This window comes from Aeromonas sp. 3P (genome assembly GCF_051919745.1).
Classification (GTDB): domain Bacteria; phylum Pseudomonadota; class Gammaproteobacteria; order Enterobacterales; family Aeromonadaceae; genus Aeromonas; species Aeromonas veronii.
This window is the reverse complement of record NZ_JBQBED010000001.1, coordinates 729,199-754,050: the sequence shown is the minus strand read 5'-3', so window position 1 is coordinate 754,050 and position 24,852 is coordinate 729,199. Positions and strand designations below refer to the sequence as shown.

The following is a 24,852-nucleotide window of genomic DNA, read 5'->3' as shown; positions in this document are numbered from 1 at the left end:
TTAACACATGCAAGAACGGGCCTCTGTATCCTCGCGGTGAACCTGTTCGGCGGTCAGTTGAGGATTATTTGAGAGCCAGTTGAAGAGGATTCAATAGCCAGAGTCACCTTATCTTGTCATTTTGGATGTGTAAACATCTGGATGGCTAAATCATCCAGTTTCCCATCAGATGAATGAGCATAAGGAAATGAACCTATGACACGAGCACACACCCTGGGTTTCCCCCGCATCGGCGCCAAGCGCGAGCTGAAATTTGCCCTCGAATCCTACTGGCGTGGCGAGACCACTCAGGCTGAACTCGTGGCCGTTGGCAAGGCGCTGCGTGAGCGCCACTGGCAGGCCCAACATGCCGCCGGAGTCAATCTGCTGCCGGTGGGAGATTTTGCCTGGTACGACCAAGTGCTCGGCACCAGCTTGCTGGTGGATGCGGTGCCTGCCCGTCACCGTCATGGCGAGACCGACCTCGACACCCTGTTCCGGGTGGCCCGTGGCCGTGCGCCGACCGGCCCGGCGGCGGCCGCAGCCGAGATGACCAAATGGTTCAACACCAACTACCACTATCTGGTACCCGAATTCAGCCGTGACCAGCGCTTCAAGCTGGGCTGGAGCCAGCTGTTTGACGAGGTGGAAGAGGCCAAGGCGCTGGGGCTGCCGGTCAAGGCGGTGCTGCTGGGGCCGATCTCTTATCTGTGGCTCGGCAAGGAGAAAGAGAGCGGCTTCTCCCGCCTTGAACTGCTCGATCGCCTGCTGATTGTCTATCAGGAGATCCTGGCCAAGTTGGCCGCGCAAGGGGTGGAGTGGGTACAGATCGACGAACCGGCGCTGACGCTGGACCTGCCAGACGAGTGGCGTCTGGCCTACCTCAACGCTTACGAGCGCCTGAGTGGCCCCTGCAAGCTGCTGCTCACCACCTATTTCGGTTCGGTCGCTCATCAGCGCGACATCATCACCAGCCTGAAGGTGGATGGCCTGCATCTGGATCTGGTAGCCGCCCCCGAGCAGCTGGAGACCCTGGTGCCGCATCTGCCCGCCCAGTGGGTCATCTCCGCCGGGGTGATCAACGGTCGCAACGTCTGGCGTGCCAATCTGGCCAAGCTGGCGCCGACCCTGAAGGCACTGAAAGCCAGACTCGGCGAGCGGCTCTGGGTGGCTTCATCCTGCTCATTGCTGCACAGCCCGGTGGATTTGACCCTGGAGCAGGAGCTGGATCCCCAGACCCGCAGCTGGTTCGCCTTCGCCCTGCAAAAATGCTTCGAGTTGGGGCTGCTCAGAGAGTATCTGGATGGGGGGGCGCTCGACAAAATCAACGCCTACAGCCAGCCCATCGTCGATCGGGAGTCCGACAGCCGAGTGCACAAAAAAGCGGTGCAGTCACGGCTCGCCAGCCTCACCAACAGTGATTTTGATCGCCACAGCCCCTATCCGGTCAGGGCCGAGCTGCAGCGCTCGGATCTCAAACTGCCGCTGCTGCCCACCACCACCATCGGCTCCTTCCCGCAGACCTCGCAGATCCGGGTATTGCGGCAGGATTGGCGCGCTGGTCGCATCGATGACAGCGCCTACGAGGCGGGCATAAAGGCCGAGATCCGCGATGCCATCGCGCGTCAGGAGGCGATCGGGTTGGACGTGCTGGTTCATGGTGAGGCCGAGCGCAACGACATGGTGGAGTATTTCGGTGAACTGCTGGATGGCTTTGCCATCACCCGCTTCGGCTGGGTACAGAGCTATGGCTCCCGCTGCGTCAAGCCGCCGGTGATCACCCGTGACATCGACCGCCCGACCCCCATGACCCTGGCGTGGACAAAGTTTGCCCAGAGCCTGACCGACAAGCCGGTGAAGGGGATGCTGACTGGCCCTGTGACCATCCTCTGCTGGTCCTTCCCGCGAGAAGATGTGAGCCGCGAGCAATCCGCCCTGCAAATCGGGCTGGCCATCCGCGACGAGGTGGCAGATTTGGAAGCCGCTGGCATCAAGATCATCCAGATCGACGAACCGGCGATCCGCGAAGGCTTGCCCCTGCGCAAGCAGGATCATCAGGCTTATCTCGATTGGGCAGTGCGGGCCTTCCGTCTGAGCGCAAGCCCGGTGGCGGACCGCACCCAGATCCACACTCACATGTGTTACAGCGATTTCAACCTCATCATCGAGGCGGTGGCGGCGCTGGATGCGGACGTGATCACCATCGAGACCAGCCGCAGCCAGATGCAGCTGCTCGAAGCGTTCGAGCGCTTCAACTACCCCAACGAGATTGGCCCGGGTGTCTACGACATCCACTCGCCGAACGTGCCAAGCCAGAGCTGGATTGAAGGCCTGCTGCGCAAGGCCGCCAAACAGATCCCGGCCGAGCGGCTCTGGGTCAACCCGGATTGCGGCCTCAAGACCCGCGGCTGGGAAGAGACAGAGGCCGCCCTCAAGGTGATGGTCGATGCCACCAGGGCGCTGCGGGCCGAGCTGGCGTAACCGGCAAGCCGTGACTGCCATCGGTAAGGTGGCGTGCTGACAAACGAACGAGAGAGGGGAAGCCATTGCTTCCTCTCTCTTTTTTCGTTGGCCACTTTTCCACTTTTCCACTTGATCCTGAACCTTGCCGCAGCCCGCTTTGCACTAGGCTCAGAGTTGGCAGAAGTGGATGGAGTCGCGGCCATGAGAGTCAGTCTGGGGAGCGCAATCCTGTGGGGATTGCTGATGTGGCAGAGTGCATGGGCAGCGCCAGCGGCCGAGTTGAAGATGGTCTACTTTGACGACTTTGCCCCATATTCGTGGCGTGACGAACAGGGCAAGATGCGCGGGCTGATGATCGACGTGATGGATCGGGTGGTTGCGCAGATGGGGCTGCGGGTGCGCCACGAAGGCTATCCGTGGCAACGGGCGCAAAAACTGGTGCGGATGGCGCAGGCCGATGGTTTTGTCACCATCGCAACCCGGGAGCGGCGCAGCTATACCCTGGTTGTGGAAGAGCCGGTCACTACCACTGTGCTAACCATTTTTACCCAGCGTGCCCATCCCCGCATGGCGGAATTTCAGCGTGCCAGCCGCTTGAGCGACTTCAAATCGCTTACCTTTCTCGACTATTTCGGTAACGGCTGGGGCAAGGAGAACCTGGCGGGCTTCACCGTTCATCACACCATCAATGTTGATAACGTTTTCAAAATGCTGGCGGCGGGTCGGGGGGACCTGATGGTGACCGACCCACTGGTGGCACGCTTCAAACTCAACCAGCTGGGTCTCTCCGGGTTGGTGGTCGAGGTGCCGCTGCAGCTTGACGCTACCCCGTTCAATCTCTGCATCGGCAAGCACTCCCGCTTCAATACCCGGATAACCGAGTTCAACAGTGCCCTGCAACAGCTGCGACAAAGCGGCGAGTTGGCGCGTATCGTCGAACGATATCGTTGATGCGCGGCCGCCATCTGCGGTTTGCCAACGGCGTGTCTATCTTGGCGTCATATCGGCGATGGTTGCCCAGAAGGCATCGATCAAGGGCCCCTTGCTGTGGGGCGGACGGATAAGGCCAATGGTCCAGCAGGCTTCCCCATCTCTGAGGGGGAGGGTGAGCACATCCGGGTGCTCTATGGTGGTGGAGGAGGGAACCAGAGTCCAGGCGATCTCGGCTGCGGCGGTGGCTACGCCCGCTGCAAAGTCGTTGACATACTGGATATCGCGAAAACGCAGCCCGCTCTGGGCCAGATAGTTCATCAGGTGATCGTAAAACGACGGCGCCTTGTCCCGACGCAGGATCGCCAGCGGCTTGTCCACCAGATCCGCCAACTCCCTCACATCGCGGTAGCTGGCGGGCAGCACGGCGACAAAGTGGGCTTCGACCACTGGCAGGGCGTGCCACCCCTTGGGGGCGGGCAGGCGGCAAAAACCGAGATCCAGCTTGCCTTCACTGAGCGCCAGTAGCTGGTGGTGGGTGGAGAGATCGTTGAGCTCGATGGTCACCTGCGGCCGCTCGGCGCGAAAACGGGCGATGGCGGCGGGCACCAGGATCTTGGTGGCGACACCAAAGCCGATGCGCAGGGTGCCGACATTGCCCGCCAGCACGTCGCGGGCGGTGCGCGAGAGCTGCTCGCTCTGGATGACCACAGCGCGGGCATCCTCATACAGCGCCCTGCCCAGTCCGGTGAGGCGAGTGGTGCTGGCGTTGCGCTCGAACAGTTCACCGCCCAGCTCCTCCTCTAACCGCCTTATCTGTTTGCTCAGGGCAGACTGGGTAACATGCTGACGTACCGCCGCCTGGCCGAAGTGCAGCACCTCCCCCAGAGTGACGAAGGCTTTCAGATCCCGTAGCTCCATCAGAGCTCCTTTCATTCCTGTTGGGAATGTTGAGTGGTCATATTTGTCATTGGACGGAATTTTAGAAGTGATAGATGCTTATGCCAATTCATTTCGGGTGCCCAGACAGGGGGCGCCGAGTTATCAGAGATGGCTGACACCATCAGCGCAGAAGGAGCAATACCAGATGCATCACCACAAGTTCAACGACTTCCCGAGCGATTTTCTGTGGGGCGCCGCCTCCGCTGCCTATCAGGTGGAGGGGGGCTGGAATGCCGATGGCAAGGGGCCCTCGGTGTGGGATCTCTTCACCAAGCTGCCGGGCAAGACCTTTGAGGGGAGCAACGGCGATGTGGCGGTGGATCACTACCACCGCATGGAAGAGGACGTGGCGCTGATGGCCGAGATGGGGCTCAAGGCTTACCGCTTCTCGGTGAGCTGGCCACGCATCTATCCCACCGGTCGGGGGGAGGTGAACGAGGCGGGGCTGGCCTTCTACGAGAAGCTGATCGACACCCTCTTGGCCCACAAGATCGAACCGGTACTGACCCTTTATCACTGGGATCTGCCGCAGGCGCTGCAGGATGAGTACGGCGGCTGGGAAGATCGACGCATTATCGAGGATTTCGAGCGCTACTGCGTGACCCTCTATCAGCGTTTTGCCGGCAAGGTGAAGTACTGGGTGTCGCTTAACGAGCAGAACTACAACCTGACCAACGCCTATCAGCTCGGCACCCATCCGCCGGCCGTGCAGGATCGCAAGCGCTTCTTTGCCGCCAACCATATCGCGTTTCTGGCCAACGCCCGGGTGATCAAGGCGTTTCGCCAGCATGTGCCAAATGGCCTCATCGGCCCGAGCTTTGCCTACTCCCCTGCCTATCCGGCGTCGTGCGATCCGAAAGATATGCTGGCCTACGAGAACGCCGAGGAGTTCAACAACCTCTGGTGGCTGGATGCCTACTGCTTTGGCCGCTATCCGCAGGCGGCGCTCGCTTACTTGCGAGAAAACGGCGAGGCGCCGGAGATCCTGCCGGGCGATATGGAGTTGCTGCGCGAGGGGACGCCCGACTATATCGGCGTCAACTACTACTACACCCTGACCTACACAGATAACCCCTTGGGCGGTCAGACCCTGCAGCGGATCAACACCACCGGCAAGAAGGGTACTACGCCATCGAGCGGCATCCCCGGCCTCTACAAGACGGCGCCCAATCCGTACCTTGAGACCAGCAACTGGGACTGGGCCATCGATCCGACCGGGATGCGTATCGCCCTGCGTCGCCTCTCTTCCCGCTATGGCCTGCCGCTGATGATCACCGAGAACGGTCTTGGCGAGTTCGACAAGCTGGAGGCGGGCGAAAAGGTGAACGATGAGTACCGTATCGATTACCTGCGCAGCCACGTCAAGGCGTGCCAGGAGGCGATGCAGGATGGGGTGGAATTGCTCGGCTACTGCGCCTGGTCGTTCACCGACATCCTGAGCTGGCTCAACGGCTACCAGAAGCGTTACGGGTTCGTCTATGTGGATCGTGACGAGCAGGGGGGCTCCCTTCGCCGGATCAAGAAAGCGAGCTTCCACTGGTATCAGGCGGTCATCACTTCAGGCGGCAAGGTGCTTTAACATATCTCCTTGGCTTGTCATACGAAAAGGCCCTGGCTCCTGTCAGGGCCTTTTGCATGGCATGTTTTGACCTGCACTGGCCGTGGGATGCTAGAGGAACATTCCTCCCGAAGCTTCAATGCGCTGGGCATTGATCCAACGATTGTCATCCGAGAGCAGGGCTGCAATCACCCCGCCGATGTCATCGGGCTGGCCGACTCGTCCAAGTGCTGTTTGGCTGGCAATGAAGTCGTTGACTGCCTGATTGTCCCGCACTACACCGCCGCCAAAATCGGTCTCGATAGCACCAGGGGCCACCACGTTGACGGCGATCCTCCGTGGACCAAGCTCCTTGGCCAGATAGCGGGTCAGCACTTCTACTCCTCCCTTCATGGCCGCGTAAGCGGCGTAGCCCGGTAGGGCAAAACGGGTTAGGCCGGTTGAAATATTGATGATCCGGCCACCATCGCGGATCAGAGGTAACAGCTGCTGGGTTACAAAGAAAGTACCCTTAAGCTGAATGTTCACAAGGGTATCGAACTGCTCCTCAGTGGTCTGATCAAAGCTGGCGTGGATGCCGATCCCGGCATTGTTGACCAGAAAATCGAACTGTTCGCGTTGCCACTCCCGTTGCAACAGTTGATGTACTTCAACGGCGAAGGCTGCAAAGGAGGCACAGTCGGCCACATCGAGCGGTAGGGCATGAGCCTTTACGCCGAGTGCATTGGCTTGTGCCACCACGGCTGCCGCCTCTTCCGCCTGACTGCGGTAAGTGAGAATGAGGTCGACGCCTTTGGCTGCGAGGGCCAGTGCCGAGTGCTTACCGAGGCCGCGGCTGGCACCAGTAATGAGAGCGATGGGAAGGGTCATGGTTCAACTCCTATCAAGAGTGGGGAGGGCTCGGTCTGAGCATGTGTTATCACTCTATTAGTGCTTGTGTGATGGATAAAGCCGGTAATAATGAATGCACTGTTCCGTTTACATTGACAATGAGGCCATGGATCAACTTGATGCGATGAGATTGTTTATACGGGTGGCTGAGCTTGAGAGCTTCACCCGCAGCGCCGAGCAACTGGGTATCCCCAAGGCAACGCTTTCCGCAGCGATTCGGCGGTTGGAGGAACAGATGGGAACTCGTTTGCTCCATCGCACTACCAGGCGGGTACAACTGACCACTGATGGGCAGCTCTGTTATGCCCGTTGTCAGGAGTTGCTGGCCGATATGGAGGAGTTTAATGGGCTGTTTCGGCACGGGGGACGGCTCAGCGGCCAGCTGCGGGTGGATATGCCGAGTCGGATGGCTCGCCATTTGGTCATACCGGCATTGCCTGCTTTTCTGGCGGACCACCCTGACTTGCAGCTGATGCTGAGCAGTACAGATCGGCGGGTCGATCTGGTGCGCGAAGGCTTCGACTGTGTGGTGCGGATGGGGGCGCTGGAATCCTCCAGCCTGGTAGCTCGTCCACTGGGCCACTATCGTCAAATCAATTGTGCCAGCGCGGCTTACCTGACTCGTTATGGTGTACCAGAAACGTTGACCGATCTGGCTGGGCACCGGTTGATCCACTATGGCTCCGTGTCAGGTGGCCGCGAAGCCGGTTTTGAGTACCAGCAGAGCGATGGTTCCCGCGCCGTACTGGCGATGACCGGAGCGCTCACGGTAAACGACAGTGAAACCTATCTGGCAGCTGCACTGGCGGGGTTAGGGATCATCCAGATGCCGCGAATCGGAGTAGAAGAGCTGCTCGCCAGTGGAAAACTGGTCATGGTGCTGCCCCAGTGGCAGGCACCTCCCTTGCCCGTTCATGCGCTCTATGCGCATCGTCGCCAGCTCTCACCTAGGGTTCTGGCGTTCATTCACTGGTTGGGAGGCGTGCTAAATACGGCGATCGACGAGGGCTCGATGGAGGTTTTGTGAGCCTGTGTGGATCACTGGATCAGTTTTGTCTGCGATGCAAGGTGCCGGCAGGATCTCGGTGGTCGTTGTCATTCACGCGATGACTTCATTTTTCTGGAGAACTCATTGACTCGATTTTGTCCTGCCAAAGTCGGCGACCCCTGCTATTATCTGCGGCCGAACATGAGCCAATAAAAATCAGGATATCGTGATGACTGACCACACTTTTATTCCCGGCAAGGACGCGGCGCTGGAAGACTCCATCGAACGCTTCCAGACCAAGCTGCAAGCCTTAGGGTTTGATATCGAAGAGGCCTCCTGGCTCAACCCCGTGCCGAACGTCTGGTCGGTGCATATTCGGGACAAAGAGTGCCCCCTCTGCTTTACCAATGGCAAGGGTGCCAGCAAGAAGGCAGCCCTCGCTTCCGCCCTTGGCGAATATTTCGAGCGTCTCTCCACCAACTACTTCTTCGCCGACTTCTATCTGGGCGAGCAGGTCGCCAACGGCGATTTCGTTCACTACCCGAACGAAAAGTGGTTCCCCATCGAGGGTGACCAGTTCCCGGCCGGTCTGCTCGACAGCTTCACCCGCAAGTTCTACAACCCGGACGGTGAAGTGACCGCCGACATGCTGGTGGATCTGCAGTCAAACAACGAAGAGCGCGGTATCGTCGCCCTGCCGTTCGAGCGTCAGTCCGATCACGAGACCGTCTACATCCCGATGAACATCATCGGCAACCTCTATGTCTCCAACGGCATGAGCGCTGGCAACACCAAGACCGAAGCGCGCACCCAGGCGCTCTCCGAGGTGTTCGAGCGCCACGTGAAGAACAAGATCATCGCCGAGGCCATCAGCCTGCCGTTGATCCCGGACGAGGTCATTGCCCGTTATCCGGGGATTGCCGCCTCCATCGCGGCGCTCGAAGCGGAAGGCTTCCCCATTTACAGCTTCGATGCCTCTCTGGGTGGCCGTTATCCGGTCATCTGCGTGGTGCTGCTCAATCCGAGCAATGGCACCTGCTTTGCCTCCTTCGGTGCCCACCCGCGCTTCGAAGTGGCCTTCGAGCGTACCGTCACCGAGCTGCTGCAGGGCCGCGGTCTCAAGGATCTCGACGTGTTTGTGCCGCCGTCATTCGACAACGAGCAGGTGGCGGATCACCACAACCTCGAGACCCACTTCATCGACTCCTCGGGCCTTATCAGCTGGGATCTGTTCAAGCAGGATGCGGACTTCGAGTTTGCCGACTGGGACTTCCGTGGCACCTCGCAGGAGGAGTTCGATCACCTGATCGGCATCTTCCATGAGCTGGAGCAGCCGGTCTATATCGCCGACTACGAGCATCTGGGTGTCTACGCCTGCCGCATTCTGGTGCCGGGCATGTCCGACATCTATCCGGCCGAAGATCTGCTGCTGGCCAACAACAACATGGGCGCCAACCTGCGCGAAGTGATCCTGGCACTGCCATCACTTGATTGGGATGCCGAGCAGTACATGGCGTTGTTTGATCAACTGGATGAAGAGGGGCACGACGAGCGCACCCGTGTACGCGAGCTGCTGGGCATCGCTGCTGCCAAGGGGACCGCGCTGCACACCCTGCGCGTTGGCGAGCTGAAAGCCATGCTGGCGCTGGCCGCCGGTGAGCTGGAGACCGCACTGGATCTCATCGACTGGACCATGGAGTTCAACCAGTCGGTGTTTACTGCCGAGCGTGCCAGCTACTACCGCGCCCTGCGTGCCTGCGTCGAGTTGTTCCTCGACGAGGAGCGGGATCCGGAGCAGTATCGCGCCGTCTTCACTCGCATGTATGGCGAAGAGACGCTGGCACAGGCATGGGCCAACGCCACTGGCGAAGCACGCTTCCACGGGCTGGAGGCGGCCGACCTGTCGCTCTCCCAGTTCCCGCTGCACCAGAAGCTGCTGGCGGCTTACGAGAAGCTGCAAAAGGCCAAGCGAGCCCATCACTGGGCGTGATTGTTGCTGTAAAGGAAGGGGCCGAGTGGCCCCTTCTGTTTATCGTGCGGCAAGGCACGGGATTGTTATTCAAAGATGAAATAAAAAACAAAAAATACCCCTAAGGAGGTTGATGGCAGGGCAGGGGATGTGCTGGCGATCTGCAAAGATATCTTGCCAATACCATATTTCCATGATTGGAAATAAATTCTTTAAAATCATTGCATTAAAAATGTGATATTTCTGTTTCAGCTGATACCTGGTGTAAAGTGGCGTAGCCATCGCACTAAAATATTTGTAGTAAAATTACATTCGCACTCTGATAAACTTGATCAATGTCAATTTTGGCTATTTGGCCCTTTGTTATGATTTCAACAGGCAAAACATTCAGGTAGAAAATAATTGAAAGCTGAATCTCCATTCGATTGTCTCAAGCCCGAAGCCATCGCTGCACTGGCTGAAGACATCACCTATGCCAAGGCTACCAAGCCGGCATACAAGGTCATTCCACTGGCCATCACCGCAGGCGCTTTCATCGCCATCGCATTTATCTTCTACATCACAGTGACGACCGGAACCGGCTCCATGCCTTGGGGTATGGCCAAGCTGGTGGGCGGTCTCTGCTTCTCTCTCGGACTTATTCTCTGTGTGCTGCTCGGTGCCGAGCTGTTCACCTCCACCACCCTGACACTGGTGGCCAAGGCTGCCAATCGCATCAGCTGGGCTCAGCTGCTCAAGAATTGGGGTTTGGTCTACTTCGGTAACCTGATTGGCGGTCTGCTGATGGTGGCGCTGATCATCGTTTCTGCAGAGTACACGGCAGCAGACGGTCAGTGGGGCCTTAACGCCCTCAAAGTGGCCCAACACAAAATTCACCACACCTTCTTCGAAGCGGTGGCGCTCGGTATCCTCTGTAACCTGATGGTATGTCTTGCTGCATGGATGGCCTTTGGTGCCCGCAGCGCGACTGACAAGGTAGTGGTTATGCTGCTGCCGGTTGCCATGTTCGTTGCCTCAGGTTTCGAGCACAGCATCGCAAACATGTTTATGATTCCGGTTGGTATCGCTATCCACAGCGTGGCTAGTCCGGAATTTTGGCAGGCCATCGGCCAGGATCCGGCAACCTTTGCTGACCTGACCGTATCCAACTTCGTCCTACACAACCTCATCCCCGTGACCATCGGCAATATCATCGGTGGTGGCGTGATGGTTGGTCTGACTTACTGGTTTATCTTCCGTCGTCATCATTAAGGATGATTGCGGGATACTACATCAATACCGTGTGAGGTAATGAAAAATGGCAGAACTTAACGAACAGTTCCAAAAAGCATGGGAAGGCTTCGCGGCCGGTGAATGGCAGACCTCTGTCAACACCCGTGACTTCATCCAGAAGAACTACACCCCGTATGAAGGTGACGAGTCCTTCCTGGCTGGCGCGACCGAAGCGACCACCAAGCTGTGGGACAAGGTCATGGAAGGGATCAAAATCGAGAACCGCACTCATGCGCCGGTTGATTTTGATACTGACCTGCCCTCCACCATTACCGCACACGATGCCGGTTATATCGATCAGAGCCTGGAGCAGATCGTTGGTCTGCAGACTGACAAGCCGCTGAAGCGCGCCATCATCGCCAACGGCGGTATCAAGATGGTTAAAACTTCTTGCGAAGTGTACGGTCGTCAACTGGACCCGATGGTCGAGAAGATCTTCACCGAATACCGCAAGACTCACAACCAGGGCGTGTTTGACGTTTACACCAAAGACATCCTGAACTGCCGCAAGTCTGGTGTTATCACCGGTCTGCCGGATGCCTACGGCCGTGGCCGTATCATCGGTGACTACCGTCGTGTTGCTCTGTACGGTGTTGACTTCCTGATGGCCGACAAACTGGCCCAGTTCAAGTCCCTGCAAGCTGACCTGGAAAACGGCGTCAACCTGGAAGCCACCATCCGTCTGCGCGAAGAGATCTCCGAGCAGCACCGTGCCCTGGCACAGATGAAGGTGATGGCTGCCAAGTACGGTTGCGATATCTCCGTACCGGCCAAGAACGCCAAAGAAGCCGTACAGTGGACCTACTTCGCCTACCTGGCGGCAGTCAAGTCCCAGAACGGTGCAGCCATGTCCTTCGGTCGTACCTCCAGCTTCCTAGATATCTACATCGAGCGTGACCTGCAAAAAGGCCTGATCACCGAGCAAGAAGCCCAGGAGCTGATGGACCACATGGTCATGAAGCTGCGTATGGTTCGCTTCCTGCGTACTCCGGAATACGATTCACTGTTCTCCGGCGACCCGATGTGGGCGACCGAGACCCTGGCTGGCATGGGCGTTGATGGCCGTACTCTGGTCACCAAGAACAGCTTCCGTATGCTGAACACCCTGTACACCATGGGCCCGTCCCCTGAGCCGAACCTGACCATCCTGTGGTCCGAGAAGCTGCCGGTCGGTTTCAAGAAGTACTGTGCCAAGGTATCCATCGAGACCTCTTCCGTTCAGTACGAGAACGACGATCTGATGCGTCCGGATTTCAACAACGATGACTACGCCATCGCTTGCTGTGTATCCCCGATGATCGTTGGTAAGCAGATGCAGTTCTTCGGTGCTCGTGCCAACCTGGCCAAGACCATGCTGTATGCAATCAACGGTGGTATGGACGAGAAGCTCAAGATCCAGGTTGGTCCGAAAACCGAGATGGTCAAGTCCGAGTACCTCGACTACAACGACGTAATGGATCGTCTGGACCACTTCATGGATTGGCTGGCCAAGCAATACGTTGCTGCGCTGAACATCATCCACTACATGCACGACAAGTACAGCTACGAAGCCTCTCTGATGGCGCTGCACGACCGTGACGTATATCGCACCATGGCGTGTGGTATCGCTGGTCTGTCCGTAGCCGCTGACTCCCTGTCTGCCATCAAGTACGCCAAGGTCAAGCCGATTCGTGACGAAGATGGCGTTGCCATCGACTTCGAAATCGAAGGCGAATACCCGCAGTTCGGTAACAACGACGCTCGCGTCGATGATATCGCCTGTGACCTGGTTGAGCGCTTCATGAAGAAGATTCAGAAGCTGAACACCTACCGTGGTGCTGTTGCTACCCAGTCTGTTCTGACCATCACCTCCAACGTGGTATATGGCAAGAAGACCGGTAACACCCCGGATGGCCGTCGTGCCGGTGCTCCGTTCGGCCCGGGTGCAAACCCGATGCACGGTCGTGACCAGAAAGGTGCTGTTGCTTCCCTGACTTCCGTAGCCAAGCTGCCGTTCGCTTACGCTAAAGATGGTATCTCCTATACCTTCTCCATCGTTCCAAACGCACTGGGTAAAGATATGGAAGCCCAGAAAGCCAACCTGGCTGGCCTGATGGACGGTTACTTCCACCACGAATCCAACGTAGAGGGTGGTCAGCACCTGAACGTTAACGTGATGAACCGTGAAATGCTGCTGGACGCCATGGAAAACCCGGAGAAATATCCGCAGTTGACCATCCGCGTATCCGGTTATGCCGTTCGCTTCAACTCTTTGACCAAAGAGCAACAGCAAGACGTCATCACCCGTACCTTCACTGCTTCTCTGTAATCGAGACATAGTGAGCAAAAACCGGCGCCAAGGCGCCGGTTTTTTTATGCGTGCGATTCAGGGGGAGTAATCATCCCCTGCGAATCGCCTCCAGTTCCATCGCAACCACAACAGTTGTTACTGGGTATTCGAAGAGGATTAAGGGGAGGGGCTCACCAGGATTGACCTAGGCCCCGTCTGTAATGCGATTATGCTTTATTAGCGCTCTAAGGGGATAGGCGGTTGCTTTGCCTGCCATTGCATCAGTGTTGCTATGGCTCGTGGAACAGCTGATCAGGTTTAAGGGGTGAACAGAGGCGCCATCGCGGGTATCAAGCAATACCCATAAGCCTGTGACTATGGAATCATTCTCTGCCTCTGCCTCTGCCTCTGCCTCTGCCTCTGCCTCTGCCTCTGCCTCTGCCTCTCCATACGTAGCTGGGAGGTCTCAGGTTTAGCCAGCCAGATATGTGTGTGGCTTAAGCCAACCAAACTACAAACCCTGCTTGCAGAAATAACAAGGGCTGCACATTGTGCAGCCCTTGCCTCTGGAGAATAGCGGGTTGAGCGTGTCAGCTGGCCCAGGTGATGATGTGATCGATCCATTCACCCGCCTGATCCTCGTGAATGACTTTGCCACGGACGGATTGACCAGCCTGATGCATCGCGGAACGACTGCCGGTCAGCAGAGGATGCCACTCTGGAAGAGCGTCACCTTCAGACAGCAGGCGATATGCGCAGGTTGAGGGGAGCCAGTCATATTCGGTGATCTTGTCATGGGTGATCTGCAGACAGTCAGGCTCTTTTTTGAAACGATTGGCGTAATCAGAGCACTGACAGGTCTTGGTGTTAAGCAAATTGCAGGCGACATTGGTGAAAACCAGTTCGTCGGTATCTTCATCGATCAGCTTGTTGAGGCAGCATTTTCCGCAACCATCGCAGAGGGATTCCCATTCGGATTCAGTCATCTGCTGCAGACTCTTGGTCTGCCAAAAAGGGGCTTGCATCATACCGCTCACTTATTACACCTGATAAAACGCGTGGTTATACCCCTTGTTACCCGGTATTTCAAGGAGAGGGTCACTCCGGGGGGAAAATTGTCGTGATCAGCTCAAATGAATGCAATGACTTTCAGCCTCATCATATTGCTCAAACGGGTTCGCTGGTGGGCAGGAAGTCCCGCAGGTTTGAATACTTGGGCTGCATGATTGTCCAGTTCAGGTTTTATTTTCTGCTTCTTTATCCGTTACATCTTTTGATGTTTGTCTGCTTGCAGCAAGCAGGGTCAAATTGGATTTGACCCCATAGGTCCAGACACTTTTTCCCGCTTAGGGTTGTGATACCCGACTGCGCAGAAATTCCCGTGGTGAACGGTATCCCAAGGCGCTGTGCGGGTGGTGCTCGTTATAATGCTCAAACGCGATAGCCAAATTGCCTACCGCTGTTCGGCTATCCGGTTTTGGCATCATCTCGATATAGTCTCGCTTCATCGTCTTCACGAAGCTCTCCGCTATACCGTTACTCTGTGGGCTTCTCACTGCTGTCGTTCTGGGCTCCAACCCGATTTCTCGTGCAAACGCGCGGGTCTCATGGGCTCGATACGCCGAGCCATTATCAGTCAGCCACTCCACCGGTGATGCCGGCAACGAATCCCCAAAGCGACGTTCGACAGACCTCAGCATGACATCTTGCACAGTGTCACTATCGTAACCCCCAGTACTGGCCGCCCAGTCCAACGCTTCCCTATCGCAGCAATCCATGGCGAACGTGACACGTAGTTTTTCACCGTTATCGCAGCGAAACTCGAAGCCATCTGAGCACCACCGTCGATTGCTCTCCTTGACGGCAACACGCCCCTTATGTGCCTGCTGGGCCAATGGTGCAGCTGGTTTTCTTTCCAGCAGCAAGCCATGTTCGCGCATGACGCGATATACCCGCTTAGCGTTTACCACAGGTTGTTCTGTTGCCTCAGACTGACGCCGTAACAGCGCCCAGACCCGGCGATAGCCATAGGAGGGAAGCTCTGCCATCGCCTCCATGATACGGCCAAGTAAGGCTGCATCATCACGCTGGCGATGATGACGACCATCTTGCCAACCCGGTTTTCGATGAACACGAACGGATAGCTGCGCACGCGATACATTAAGAGCCTGGCTCACAGCACTTAATCGTCGTCCCCCGGCAACAAGGGCGCATGCGCAATCCATTTTTTTGCTCGACCATACTCCACGGCTTCTTTGAGGATCTCGTTCTCCATGGTCTTCTTCCCGAGCAGACGCTGAAGCTCTCGGATCTGCTTGATGGCAGCAGCCAACTCGGAAGCAGGAACAACATCCTCACCGGCGGTGATCGCCGTGAGAGACCCTTCTTGGAATTGCTTACGCCATTTGAAAAGCTGGTTTGCGTTGACGTCGTGCAAGCGAGCAACATGAGAGACGGTCATCCCGGGCTCAAAGGTCTGCTGCACGATGGCGATCTTTTCTTGTGGAGTCCGGCGTCGACGGCGCTCGGCCCCTGTTAACACTTCGACCATCTTCTCGTTGTGACTAGTACTGAACATAGCTCCAAGACTACCTCTTAAGTTAAGAGGGGCGAAGTGTCTGGATCTTCAAGGGGCCAATCTACAAATGATCTCCGATGCCTACCGTCAGGCTGTTGCAAGCTTGTCTTTCAAATAAAGCAGCTGGTCACATATTGTTTGCGCCCTTCTGTCACTGCGACCCGCGGGAGAGCCTGCGTAGGCGTTCGTTTTTTGTCTTAATGATTGAGATAGATATCTTGCTCTGAATAGGCCAGCAGAGGTGTGCCGAGGTTAGTCCGTTTCGCGCCAAAGAAGCGGGTGAGTACGCCAGATTGCTGTCCCAGTCGCTGCAGCTTGACGTGATCCAGCTCGATCTGCTCGGGTAGCCAGGTAAATACGGCGGCGCAGTGACCATTGCCCAGACTGCGTTCCAGGGTTTGCTGCCAGTTCTTGATTTTGGGGCTATGTACCACCAGCACTCTCCTGGGATCGATACCTCGCTCTTCCAGACGGCTGACTGTGGGGCGTCCCGGCGGGGCGATCAACAAGATCCAGCCGGTATGAGCCTCCCCAAGCTTTGTCAGCTCGCTCAGAAACTGATCATCAGACTGGATAGTCACACCATAATGAGCCAACTCCGCTTTGCAGGCGGTTCTGGTTGGCCAGGGCTTGCTCATGACACGATTCATCGCAAAGGGCAGTGAGTGCAGGGGCTGGTTCATATATGGGGTTCCTGTATGAATATCCAAGCTGTATGCGCATACAGTAGTTCTATCCTGTGGCAGTGACAAGGTGTTTTTGCTGAAAAATGTGATGGTGTTGGCATGTGTCGTTAGTAAGGTTATGTTTTTAAACACTATTTAATATAAAGCTGGCTGGGTGTTTTTCGTACTATGGACAAACCTTGCGTAACCGCCCATGGTTATACAGGTCATTTACAGGAGGTGCCGCCATGGATATCAGTACCTTGCAACGTCTTGATGCCAACATCTTGCTGGGCATCATCAATGAGAAGCTAAGGCTTGAGTGCGACGGGTTGGAGGAGTTGCTGGCCTATTATGATATGAGTGAAGAGCAGTTGGCAGGGCGTCTGGATCAGATTGGGTACCATTACGATCCATTGAGTAATCAGTTCAAGGCACATCTTTAAGGGTGCAATGATTGCTTCATATTTATACGGTAATTTTTCAGGCACATTGAAACCGGTTTCAATGTGCCGTCTTGCTGCCTATTTTCAGGGATTTTCAAGGCTTGGCAATCTCTGAAAACCTATTCATGCCAGAATATTTTTATTATTTCATTAAGTTTATGATAATAAAGGGAATGTTTGTTTTTGTGTGATCAATTAAAGGAAAGGGTTTTCAAGCTTTTCAGGCTGTTTTTATCGGTTAAAGTGTGACTTGCGTTAACTTTTAATTCTGCCGCTTTAGTTAGTATTCTCACGCCGGTACATATTTTGAGATAACAACAGCGCCGGTCCCGCAAGCGGGATAACAATTTTATTTGTAACGAAGGAATATGGTTTATGGCTACCAAGAAGAAGACAGACCAGGATCTCCAACTGGATAAAGATCAGCTCAAGGCGAGTATCGTGCGTCACCTGCGTTCTACCTTGGGAACAAGCGAACAGAAAGCCTCTCCCGAAGCGTGGTGGAAAGCCACTGCTGCGGCTGTCAATGAACAGGTGTACGAGCGCCTGACCCGCACTCAGCAGACTCATTTCAAGAAAGATACTCGTGCGATTCACTATCTCTCTGCTGAATTCCTGATGGGACGATTGACTTCCAACAACCTGCACAACCTCTCCCTCTACAAGACTTGCGAAGAGGCGCTGGGCGAACTCGGTCTGGAACTGACCGACCTGTGCGAACAAGAGCCGGACATGGCACTTGGCAACGGCGGCCTGGGTCGTCTGGCTGCCTGCTTTATCGACTCGCTGGCCACTCTGAACTATCCGGCGGTTGGTTACGGTATCCACTACGAACACGGTCTGTTCCGTCAGGAAATCCAGGATGGCCGCCAGATCGAGCGTCCGGACTCCTGGCGTGAATATGGCAACCCCTGGGAGATCTGCCGTCCCGAGTCGGTGCAAGAAGTGCCGCTCTATGGCTACGTCGAGACCGTGTTTGGTGACAATGGCGGCCTGAAGAAGGTATGGCACGCCGGTCGCAAGATTAAAGGGGTGCCTTGGGATATTCCGGTGGTCGGTTTTGGCGGTCACACCGTCAACATCCTGCGTTTGTGGGAATCCCGCGCCTCCGAGTTTTTCGACTGGGACGTGTTCAACGCCGGTGGTTACATCGACTCTCAGGCTGAGAAAGCCCAGGCCGAGACCATCTCCAAGGTGCTGTATCCGAACGATGAGACCGATGCAGGTAAAGAGCTGCGTCTGATCCAGCAGTACTTCTTCTGTGCTTGCTCCATCAAGGACATCATGCGCCGCTACAAGCGGGTCCATGGCAGTGACTTCAGCAACTTTGCCGCGCAAATTGCCATTCAGCTCAACGATACTCACCCGACTGTCGCCATCCCGGAACTGATGCGGGTGCTGGTTGACGAGGAAGATCTGAACTGGGATACCGCCTGGGCCATCTGCTATCAGGTCTTCTCTTACACCAACCACACTCTGCTGCCGGAAGCGCTGGAGAAGTGGTCGGTCAGCCTGTTCGAGAAAGTACTGCCTCGCCATCTGGAGGTGATTTACGAGATCAACGCCCGCTTCCTGAACGAGTTGGTGGAGCCCAAGTGGCCGGGCAACGATGCCATCAAGGCCAAGCTCTCCATCATCGAAGAGGGAGCCGTGCGCAAGGTTCGCATGGGCAACCTGTGCGTGATCGGTTCGTCCAAAGTGAACGGTGTGGCCGAGATCCACTCCAAGCTGGTGAAGGAAGATCTCTTCCCCGAGTATGCCGAGCTGTGGCCGGAAAAAATGTGCAACGTGACCAACGGGGTAACCCCGCGTCGCTGGCTGCTGGCCTGCAACCCGGAGCTGGCGGGTCTCTACAACGAAGTAGTGGGCAAGGAGTGGCCGCTGCAACTGGACAAACTGCGTGGCGTGGTGAAGTTTGCCGACGACAAGGCGTTCCAGCAGCAGTTCATGACCATCAAGCGTCACAACAAAGAGAAGCTGGTCAAGGTCATCAAAGACGAAACCGGTATCGATGTCAGTGCCGAGGCGATCTTTGACGTTCAGATCAAGCGTCTGCACGAGTACAAGCGCCAGCAGCTGAACCTCATTCACATCATGGCGCTCTATCGTCGTCTGCTGGCCAACCCGGACTATGACATGCATCCGCGTGTGTTTATCTTCGGCTCCAAAGCGGCGCCCGGTTACAAGCTGGCCAAAGACATCATCTATGCCATCAACAAGCTGGCGGATCGGGTCAATAACGATGCTCGTATCCAGGGCAAGCTGAAAGTGGTGTTCATGCCGAACTATCGCGTGAGTCTGGCCGAGAAGCTGATCCCGGCGGCAGATGTCTCCGAGCAGATCTCTACTGCAGGTTATGAAGCATCCGGTACCGGCAACATGAAGATGGCACTCAACGGTGCAATCACCATCGGGACGCTGGATGGAGCCAACATCGAGATCGCTGAAGAGGCGGGGGCCGAAAACTGTGCCATCTTCGGTCTGAACGTGGACGAAGTGAAGTCGTTGAAGGCGCGCGGTTATAATCCGTACGACTTCTACTATGCCAACTCCGAGCTCAAGGCCGTGCTGGACTGGTTTGATACCGACTACTTCACGCCGGGTCGTCCGGGTGAGCTGGCCTCCATCAAGCGCTCTTTGCTGGAAGGGGGAGACCCTTACCTGACCTTGGCGGACTTCCAGTCCTACTCGGATGCACACAAGCTGATCGATACCTGGTATCGGGATCCGGCACTGTGGGCGAAGAAGGCCATCATCAACTCGGCCACCATGGGCAAGTTCAACTCAGACCGTTCCATCCAGGACTATGTGGATCGGATCTGGGATCTGAAGGCCTGCAACATCGGCTAATCGGATTCATAAATGAGAAAACCCCCGCAATGCGGGGGTTTTTGTTTATTGGGGGGAGCTGGATCAGAGGATATCGCCAACAAAGTAGGCCAGCAGGGCGAGCAACACGGTAAAGACCACGTTCAGAGCCATACCGGCTTTCATCATCTCCCTCTGGCGGATGTGGCCACTGGCGAAGACGATGGCATTGGGCGGCGTGGCGACCGGCAGCATAAAGGCACATGAGGCACCGATAGCGATCAACACCGACATCACCACAGGTGATACACCCAGCGCCTCGGCGACACCGGCAAACAGGGGAACCAACAGCGCGGCGGTGGCGGTGTTGGAGACCAGCTCGGTCAGGAACACCACGAAGGCGGCCAGCATAAGCAACACAACAAAAATGTTGGCGTTGGAGAGTACAGCCGACAAATGGCTGGCCAGGAATGCGCTGGTACCAGTGGCCTTGAGAATGGCGCTCAGGGTCAGACCGCCGCCAAACAGCATCAGCACGCCCCAGTCGGTGTTCTGGTTGACGTCATCCCAGCTGGCGACACGGCTGACCACGATGGCCACGATGGCGCCCATGGCAATCAGGGTGTCGAGTTGCGGAATACCGCCAAAGGCGTTGGAGATGGGTTGTGAGCCGATCCAGAGCACAACTGTGGTCAGGAAGATTGCCAGCGTCACTTTACGCTCGCGGGTCCAGTTGATGGTGACATCCTGGATCTCGACGCGGTGGCTGAGACGCGGGCGGGTTACCAGATAGAGCAGGGCAATGCCGCAGGGCATCAGGATCAGCACGACTGGAACACCGAATTTCATCCAGTCAGTGAAGCCAATCCCCATCTGGGCGGCTGCGATGGCGTTGGGTGGGCTACCCACCAGGGTACCGATGCCGCCGATACTGGCGCTGTAGGCGATCCCCAGCAATACGAAGACGAAGGTGGCGCGCTCTTTTTTGCTATCGAGGCGTGCCAGCATACCGATCGCCAGTGGCAGCATCATGGCGGTGGTAGCGGTGTTGCTGATCCACATCGACATGGCGGCTGTGATGGTAAAGAGCAGGATGACGCCCCAACCCAGATGACCATTGGCCAGGTGCATCACCTTGCCTGCCATCAGGGTATCCAGTCCCTGTTTTGAGAGGGCTGCCGCGAGGGCGAAACCGCCAAAAAAGAGGAACAGGATCGGGTTGGCAAAATCGGTGAGGGATTTGCTCATGTCAAACACCCCGAGCACGGTAGCCAGCAGGGGTACCAGCAGCGCGGTGATGGTGACGTGCAGTGCTTCGGTCAGCCAGAGGATGGCGATAAAGACCAGAATGCCCAGCCCCTTGTTAACCATGGGGTCAAACGGGAGCCAGGCGAGCATGGCACAAAGTAGCAAGACATCCAGGATGACGATCCCTGATTTGATGTCCAGCCAGCGAGATGGAGCAGAGGGTACAGCTGATGTGTGCATAATGTTCTCTCGGTTAATTTATGGTTTTTTTTGTGTTGCCGAGATTACATCCATTCACTTGTTTGAAACAGACTCACATGTTGAAAATCAGCCTCTACTCACATACTCATTGATAAAAATGAGGAAATGAACACATAAATAAAACATGTGCGAAATATAAATCAAACATCCATGAACTGTTCCAGCCATTGCTTGAACATGCTCTTGGGCAAGGAGCCATTTATCTGGTTCACCAGTTTGCCCTGTTGGAAGACCATCAGGGTGGGGATGCTGCGAATGGCGTAACGGGCGGCAATGGTGCTCTGTTGCTCGGTATCGACTTTGGCAAAGCGCATCCGTGGTTCGAGTTCATGGGCAACCTCATGAAATACCGGAGCAAATTGCTGGCAGGGGCCGCACCAGCTGGCCCAGAAATCGACCACGACCGGGATGTCTGAGTTGATCAGGGTATCGAAGTTATCCGCATTCCCGAGGCAAGGGGTCTGGCTGAACAGGAGGGCTTTGCAGCGCCCGCATTTGGCAGATGTATCGATATGGGTAACGGGCAGGCGGTTCCTGGTAAAGCAGTGGCTACAATAAGTAGTGATAAATGACATAATTGGTTCCTTCTAAATCAGCTCTGGCCGGGGATATGATGAAAAGCCAGAATGAAGCAATCGCGAAACAATAGCGAAATATCAGAGCAATAACGGTAACACAGTGCCCAGCGGGAGTGGATAATTCCCCCAGGGTTCATTGCCTGACCGGATAATTCAGCGACCACCAGATGAGAGTCGAGACGGGATGAATAAAGGATCACGGAAAAACCGTGCTGTGCCAGGGCTGATTGTTGCCCTGCTGCTTGCCTTTTCGGGCTACTGCTGGCAGTCGCTCAGTCAGCAGCAGCAGGCCCACAACCTGAACGAAGCGGCCGAGGTGGTGCTGAACAGGATCAACGCCGATACCCTCTATCTGCTTGGGCGGGAGCAGGCCAATGACAGCAATGTCCAGCAGCGCCTGAACCAGTTATCCATCACCCTTGACGGTTTTGTACGGGAAGTCAGAAGCGATCCCGAGCTGGTGCAAGACGACCTTTCCCAGGCTCTGCTTGATGACATGGACAACTATCTGATGGCGCTGGCCAGGCTTCATGCCATTGAGATGGCTATCGAGTACCTCAATGCGCCCCTGCAGGCCCAGATTAAAAAGGTGCGGGGGATAAGCCCGTCAGACAGTGCTCTCCATCGCGACCTGGAGGAGTTGGCGCAACTGAGCAACTATCTGCAGCGCAGTTGGGACAAACGTGAACAGACTACGCTGGACCAGCTGCAACAGCAGTTGCAATCCCGTTATGGCAACTTGCCGGAGATCGCCACCCTGATCCGCCTGAGCAAGGAGATGAGCCAGCAGGTGATTGCTTATCACACCTTGCGTTACCAGCTCATCGACATGCATGTGATCGAGAGTCTGGTGCGCTGGAAACTCGACAAGCTGGAGCGCGCCTCCTCTTTGATGAACCGCTTCTATCTGATGGTGCTGTGTGGGGCTTTGATCTGCTTTGCGCTGGTGGCCTTCACCCTGTGGCGCCGCAACCAGAAGTTGAGCGAGTTGTCCCGTCAGACGGCCTTGCTGGCACAGGCCAAAAGCGATTTTCTGGCCAATATGAGCCACGAGATCCGCACCCCCATGAATGCCATCATCGGTTTCAGCTCACTGGCACTGCAGACCGAGCTGGATCAGCAACAACGGGACTATCTGGGCAAGATAAAGTCTTCATCAGATACCTTGCTGCTGCTTATCAACGACATTCTCGATCTGACCAAGGTGGAGTCCGGCAAGCTGACGTTGGAGGAGATCGACTTCGATCTCAGCGAGCAGCTCGACTCGCTGGCGGGCATGTTTGCCGATCTGGCGGAGCGCAAACATGTGGAGGTGGTTATTCGCAAATCGCCGGAGGTGCCTGTCTTCTTGCGTGGGGATCCTCTGCGGCTGGGGCAGGTTCTGGTCAATCTGGTGAACAATGCCATCAAATTCACCGAACGTGGTGAGGTCGAAGTCTCCATCGATCTGGCCAACTCCCATCCAATGCGGATCCGCTTCAGTGTGCGCGATACCGGCATCGGCATTGCCGAAGAGAAGCAGACCCAACTGTTTCAGGCGTTTACCCAGCTGGAGGCGGGCAATACCCGCAAATATGGCGGCTCGGGTCTTGGGCTCAATATTTCCCAGCGGCTGGTGGAGCTGATGGGGGGGCGGATCACCGTAGAGAGCAAGCCTGGCGTCGGCTCTCTGTTCAAGTTCGATATCCCGATGGCACAGGCGGTCTACGGTGTGGCTGGACGGAAAGTTTTCTTCGAAAACCAGCCGCTGGTGATGGTGATGGATGACAACGAACTGGTGCTGGATCTGGCTCGGGACATCCTGACTCGGGCGGGTGTGCGAGTGCTGCCGGTCAACTCCCTTTCCCGTGCCCGTCAATTATTGCGTGAAGAGGGGCCCAATCTGCGGTTGGCAATCCTCGACTGGCGCATGGGGCAGGAGGATGGACTCGATCTGGCGCTGGAGATGTATCAGCACAGCCAGTGGCGGCGGATACCCATCCTGATGATCAGCGCCTGGGCCAGAGAGGGGCTGCACGCCCGGATGGACAGCATGGGGCTGACCCATTTTCTGCCCAAGCCGATGACCGAGAATGCCCTGCTGGCCAAGGTGGACGAGTTGCTCAATGGCAGCTCTTATGAACTCAATCTGCGCAAGGCAGAGGCTCAGGGGGATCAGCAGCACTTCAAATCCCTGTTGCAGGGTACCCGAGTGCTGTTGGCCGAAGACAACCGGGTCAATCAGCAGCTCATCATCGAATATCTACGTCGGGTCGATGCGGTAGTGTGCGTGGTTAACAATGGTCGCGAGGCGGTGGAGCGGGTCGCCGAGCAGCCTTTTGACGTGATCCTGATGGATTTGCAGATGCCGGTGCTGGACGGACTCGATGCCACCCGCCAGATCCGCAAGATGGTCGACAAACACGATGTGCCCATCATTGCCCTCACCGCCAGTGCCATGCCCGGTGACAAGGAGCGTTGTCTGGGGGTGGGGATGAATGGCTATGTCACCAAGCCGGTGAGCAAGCTGGATCTCTACAACAACCTGCTGCAGTGGGTAAAGCCGCAAGGGGTGGAGCAGGCGGGGATCATGGAGGTGAAACCACCGGATATGATCGGGATCCTCGATCTGCAGGATGCACTCAAGCGGCTGGAGCAGGACAAGGAGGCATTGCAGATCCTGTTCAAGCTGTTCATGTCGGAGCACAAGGACGATCTGTGGGAGATCCGCTCCGCCCTGCGCCGTCAGCAGCCCGAGGTGGCCAGCAAGCTGCTGCACACCCTCAAGGGGGTGTCTGCCAATATCTCGGCTGCCCGCCTGCAATTGGTGGCTGGCGAGCTGGAGTGGCGCTTGCGGCAAAACGAGGTGCTAAGCGAGACGGATCTGGAGCAGTTGCAACAGGTCTTTAGCCAGACCCGGGAAGAGGTGTCACACTTCCTGTTGACCGGTGAGCAGCATGAAAATTCGTATAATCCCTATTCATCAGGGGATGATCGCATGTCACAGTGAATTAAATAGTAATTATTC

17 protein-coding genes are annotated in these 24,852 nt (G+C 56.4%); 10 read left to right on the top strand and 7 right to left on the bottom strand.

The annotated features are described in order from the left end of the window. Positions 1-195 precede the first annotated feature (195 nt). Both metE and ACTG19_RS03325 read left to right on the top strand, forming a co-directional pair. On the top strand, positions 196-2,460 hold the full coding sequence (metE, locus tag ACTG19_RS03330) for a 5-methyltetrahydropteroyltriglutamate--homocysteine S-methyltransferase (protein WP_439988735.1): 2,265 nt from the start codon (positions 196-198) through the stop codon (positions 2,458-2,460). A gap of 183 nt (positions 2,461-2,643) precedes the next feature. Beyond that, complete coding sequence (locus tag ACTG19_RS03325) at positions 2,644-3,393, top strand: substrate-binding periplasmic protein (RefSeq protein ID WP_151286826.1); 750 nt, start codon at positions 2,644-2,646, stop codon at positions 3,391-3,393. Positions 3,394-3,429: 36 nt separating this feature from the next. Here ACTG19_RS03325 and ACTG19_RS03320 read toward each other — a convergent pair whose 3' ends face one another. Then, positions 3,430-4,293 (bottom strand): LysR family transcriptional regulator, encoded by an 864-nt coding sequence (locus ACTG19_RS03320; RefSeq protein ID WP_021231364.1) that lies wholly within the window; start codon positions 4,291-4,293, stop codon positions 3,430-3,432. 166 nt (positions 4,294-4,459) lie between these two features. Here ACTG19_RS03320 and ACTG19_RS03315 point away from each other — a divergent pair, with 166 nt between their 5' ends. After that, positions 4,460-5,893, top strand: a complete 1,434-nt coding sequence (locus ACTG19_RS03315; RefSeq protein ID WP_439988734.1) for a glycoside hydrolase family 1 protein — start codon at positions 4,460-4,462, stop codon at positions 5,891-5,893. 90 nt (positions 5,894-5,983) lie between these two features. Here ACTG19_RS03315 and ACTG19_RS03310 read toward each other — a convergent pair whose 3' ends face one another. Next, positions 5,984-6,742 (bottom strand): SDR family NAD(P)-dependent oxidoreductase, encoded by a 759-nt coding sequence (locus ACTG19_RS03310; protein ID WP_069556261.1) that lies wholly within the window; start codon positions 6,740-6,742, stop codon positions 5,984-5,986. Between the two features lie 127 nt (positions 6,743-6,869). Between ACTG19_RS03310 and ACTG19_RS03305 the strand changes: the two genes are divergently transcribed. The 4 genes from ACTG19_RS03305 to pflB all read left to right on the top strand — a co-directional run bounded on the left by ACTG19_RS03305 (position 6,870) and on the right by pflB (position 13,300). Beyond that, positions 6,870-7,790 carry a LysR family transcriptional regulator gene (locus ACTG19_RS03305; RefSeq protein ID WP_113740037.1) on the top strand — a complete coding sequence of 307 codons (921 nt, stop codon included), beginning with the start codon at positions 6,870-6,872 and terminating at the stop codon, positions 7,788-7,790. A gap of 190 nt (positions 7,791-7,980) precedes the next feature. Continuing rightward, complete coding sequence (gene ycaO, locus ACTG19_RS03300) at positions 7,981-9,741, top strand: 30S ribosomal protein S12 methylthiotransferase accessory factor YcaO (RefSeq protein WP_103251413.1); 1,761 nt, start codon at positions 7,981-7,983, stop codon at positions 9,739-9,741. 381 nt (positions 9,742-10,122) lie between these two features. Beyond that, entirely contained in the window at positions 10,123-10,971 is an 849-nt protein-coding gene (gene focA / locus ACTG19_RS03295; protein ID WP_005333620.1) for a formate transporter FocA, read from the top strand. Between the two features lie 46 nt (positions 10,972-11,017). Further along, positions 11,018-13,300: a formate C-acetyltransferase gene (pflB, locus tag ACTG19_RS03290; RefSeq protein ID WP_005352571.1), complete on the top strand. Its 2,283-nt coding sequence runs from the start codon at positions 11,018-11,020 to the stop codon at positions 13,298-13,300. A gap of 551 nt (positions 13,301-13,851) precedes the next feature. Here the strand turns inward: pflB and ACTG19_RS03285 are convergent. From ACTG19_RS03285 to ACTG19_RS03275, 3 genes are all read right to left on the bottom strand, one after another. Then, entirely contained in the window at positions 13,852-14,286 is a 435-nt protein-coding gene (locus ACTG19_RS03285; protein ID WP_005361134.1) for a YcgN family cysteine cluster protein, read from the bottom strand. A 321-nt stretch (positions 14,287-14,607) separates the two neighbouring features. Then, a protein-coding gene (locus ACTG19_RS03280) for an IS3 family transposase (RefSeq protein WP_100654772.1) occupies positions 14,608-15,812 on the bottom strand; the annotation gives its coding sequence in 2 pieces (ribosomal slippage) (positions 14,608-15,494 and positions 15,494-15,812; 1,206 coding nt in all). A 224-nt stretch (positions 15,813-16,036) separates the two neighbouring features. Further along, the gene (locus ACTG19_RS03275) at positions 16,037-16,522 is read right to left on the bottom strand and encodes a cell division inhibitor (RefSeq protein ID WP_113739938.1); all 486 of its coding nucleotides are present in this window, start codon (positions 16,520-16,522) and stop codon (positions 16,037-16,039) included. A gap of 230 nt (positions 16,523-16,752) precedes the next feature. Here ACTG19_RS03275 and ACTG19_RS03270 point away from each other — a divergent pair, with 230 nt between their 5' ends. After that, positions 16,753-16,950 (top strand): DUF4250 domain-containing protein, encoded by a 198-nt coding sequence (locus ACTG19_RS03270; RefSeq protein ID WP_005333612.1) that lies wholly within the window; start codon positions 16,753-16,755, stop codon positions 16,948-16,950. A gap of 375 nt (positions 16,951-17,325) precedes the next feature. Beyond that, positions 17,326-19,800: a glycogen/starch/alpha-glucan phosphorylase gene (locus ACTG19_RS03265; protein ID WP_182963738.1), complete on the top strand. Its 2,475-nt coding sequence runs from the start codon at positions 17,326-17,328 to the stop codon at positions 19,798-19,800. Positions 19,801-19,863: 63 nt separating this feature from the next. Here ACTG19_RS03265 and ACTG19_RS03260 read toward each other — a convergent pair whose 3' ends face one another. Together ACTG19_RS03260 and trxC are read right to left on the bottom strand one after the other, a co-directional pair. Then, positions 19,864-21,246, bottom strand: coding sequence for an SLC13 family permease (locus ACTG19_RS03260; protein WP_005333606.1), 1,383 nt, complete (start codon positions 21,244-21,246; stop codon positions 19,864-19,866). Positions 21,247-21,407: 161 nt separating this feature from the next. Continuing rightward, positions 21,408-21,842 carry a thioredoxin TrxC gene (gene trxC, locus ACTG19_RS03255; protein ID WP_005352560.1) on the bottom strand — a complete coding sequence of 145 codons (435 nt, stop codon included), beginning with the start codon at positions 21,840-21,842 and terminating at the stop codon, positions 21,408-21,410. A gap of 187 nt (positions 21,843-22,029) precedes the next feature. On the opposite strand from trxC, the gene ACTG19_RS03250 reads away from it, so the two are divergent. Continuing rightward, positions 22,030-24,834 carry a response regulator gene (locus ACTG19_RS03250; RefSeq protein ID WP_439988733.1) on the top strand — a complete coding sequence of 935 codons (2,805 nt, stop codon included), beginning with the start codon at positions 22,030-22,032 and terminating at the stop codon, positions 24,832-24,834. Positions 24,835-24,852 lie beyond the last annotated feature (18 nt).